Below are 1,903 nucleotides of genomic sequence, written 5' to 3'. Positions count from 1 at the left end.
GGGAGTACGTCATGCCAAGCTGATGAGCGCTTGTGGGTGTGAGTCCCATCCGGCCAACGCCGTAGCGGGCAGGCCGGGACCGAGTCTTGCGGGCGTCGCGGTGACGCGAGGTCCGAAGTGTAGACAGGGGCCATGTGGGGTGCGGGATTGAGCCTCGAAAGGTGGAAGGTCGCGGAGGCCGAGAGGGTTCCCAGTCTCGAAGGCAGCACGTGCATCGTCGCGATGCGAGACGATGTCGCTTCGCCGGGGTCGAAGGCCGCCTCACGCATGGAAGGCACTCATCGGAACATGAGAGGCCCGACCGGGTCCGCCGGATTGGTCTCCGGCGGGGGATGGCGGCAAGGCGATGCCGGAGCCGCCCTTCGAGCCGAGGTCGGGAGTCGGACCGGTCCATAGTACCTATGACGCCGTCGAAGGAGACGAGACGCGCCGAGGGAAGGGGCCGGCCCGAGGAGATCCCGCGCCAGGAGGCTGGGGTCCGGACGCAGAGCCGGGTTGCCTTGCCGCCCAACCTGGCACGGGTGAACGCGGCGGCTCGCCAAGCCGCCCAGACCCGGTTCACCGCCTTGCTGCACCACATCGACAAAGGGGCGCTCGAACGGGCGTTCCGGCGACAGAAGCGGCGGGCGAGCGCGGGAGTCGATGGGATCACGGTGACGGCGTACGAGCGGAATCTGGAGGAGAACCTCCAGGATCTCTGCCAGCGCGTCCACACCGGGCGCTACCGGCCGCAACCGGTCCGGCGCGTCTACATCCCCAAGCCCGATGGTGGCGAGCGGCCGCTCGGCGTGCCGACCCTGGAGGACAAGATCGTCCAGGGTGCGGTGGCCGAGGTGCTGAGCGCGATCTACGAGGTCGACTTCCTCGGGTTCTCCTACGGCTTCCGGCCGGGGCGGGACCCGCACCGGGCTCTTGACGCGCTCCACACGGCGCTCATGAGCCAGCGTGTGAGCTGGGTGCTCGATGCCGATATCCGCAGCTTCTTCGACTCGGTCGACCACGAGTGGCTGCTGCGGATGTTGGCGCACAGGGTGGCCGATCCGAGAGTCCTCCGGCTCGTCCGGCAATGGCTCGAGGCCGGCATCCTGGAGAGCGACACGTGGTTCGAGACGGACAGAGGGACGCCGCAAGGAGCGGGCATCAGCCCGCTCTTGGCCAACATCTTCCTCCACTACGTCCTCGACCTCTGGGTCCATCGGGGGCGTCGGCGCGAGGCGCGCGGTCGGGTCTCGATCGTGCGCTACGCCGACGACTTCGTGATGGGCTTCGAGAGCGAGGCGGATGCGCGGCGGATGCTGGTCGACCTCAAGGAACGGCTGGCCTGCTTCGGCCTGTCGTTGCACGAGGACAAGACGCGCCTGATCGAGTTCGGCCGCCTCCCGGCCCTGACTCGTCGACAGCGCGGCGTGCGCCGGCCCGAGACCTTCGCCTTCCTTGGCTTCATCCACTACTGCGGATGGACCCGGGACGGTCGGTTCATCGTGAAGCACAAGACGCAGGGCAAACGCCTGACGCGCAAGCTGAAGGCGGTACGCCAGGAGGCGTGGCGGTTGATGCACAAGCCGCTGGCCGAGCAGCATCGCTGGTACGCCAGCGTGCTCCGCGGCCACTACGGCTACTATGGCAGACCGCACAACTACCCGGCCCTCAGCGCCTTCCGGCAGGAAGTGCGGCGGATCTGGTTCGCCTGTCTCAAACGGCGCAGCCAGAAGAACCGGCGCATGGGCTGGGAAGCGCTCGAGGCCCTGACGGCTCGCTTCCCTCTGCCCACACCACGGATCACGCGCCCCTGGGCGCCACGTGCAGCTCGATGCGGGTCATCCTCGGGAAGAGCCGGGTGCGGGAAAGCCGCACGCCCGGATCTGTGAGGGCGAAGCCGAATGGCCGAGCTACTCGACCACGA

The 1,903-nt window shown here is 68.3% G+C and carries 1 protein-coding gene; it reads left to right on the top strand.

Annotated features, from left to right (window positions below):
• The first annotated feature begins 500 nt into the window (after positions 1-500).
• Complete coding sequence (ltrA, locus tag FFK22_RS41620; protein WP_221939296.1) at positions 501-1,868, top strand: group II intron reverse transcriptase/maturase; 1,368 nt, start codon at positions 501-503, stop codon at positions 1,866-1,868.
• The last annotated feature ends 35 nt before the right edge of the window (positions 1,869-1,903 follow it).

The sequence above is a fragment of the Mycobacterium sp. KBS0706 genome (genome assembly GCF_005938675.2).
GTDB lineage: Bacteria > Pseudomonadota > Alphaproteobacteria > DSM-16000 > Inquilinaceae > Inquilinus.
Note: the sequence above shows the minus strand (reverse complement) of the source record. Positions and strands in the feature narration are given on the sequence as shown.